Origin of the sequence: Pseudomonas sp. 13B_2.1_Bac1, from assembly GCF_025466155.1 — a bacterium.
GTDB lineage: Bacteria > Pseudomonadota > Gammaproteobacteria > Pseudomonadales > Pseudomonadaceae > Aquipseudomonas > Aquipseudomonas aylmerensis.
In genome coordinates this window covers 1-480 of the sequence record NZ_JANLOH010000044.1, presented here as the reverse complement: position 1 = coordinate 480, position 480 = coordinate 1, and the positions used below count along the sequence as shown (strand labels likewise).

General features: G+C 59.6%; 1 pseudogene. It reads left to right on the top strand.

Going from position 1 to position 480, the window contains the following annotated elements:
• Positions 1-480 (top strand): annotated as a pseudogene (locus NTD80_RS10305) (type IV secretion protein Rhs); the annotation flags it as partial.

The window sequence follows — 480 nt, the reverse complement described above, 5'->3', positions numbered from 1 at the left end:
GGCTGGCAAGGCCGCCAGGTGTGTCCGCCACTGGGCGAGCTTTTCGCAGATGGATACGCGTTATGCCTGGGATGACCACGGGCAGGTCACGGTGTTTAACGCTGATGGCAGCCAGGAAGTCTACGTGCACGACCAACGTGCGCGACTGGTGCAGCGCATTGATCCGGATGGTGCCGAGCATTTCAGATCCTACGACGAAAAAGGCCGGCTGACGGTCGAGCAGGATCCGCTGGGGGCGGTGACGGCGTATCAATACGACGACGCCGGACGCTTGGTGGCGGTGTTTCCGGGGGACGATGAGCCGACCTCCTACGAGCATGATAATGGGTTCGTACGGGTTGTAAGGCGTGGTGAGGCCGCCTGGAAATATGAGCGTAATGACCAGGGCGATATCGTTCGTAAGACCGATCCTGATGGTCACGTAACGGACTACAGCTACGACAAGCAGGGACAACTGACCGGGGTCTGGTTTCCCGACAA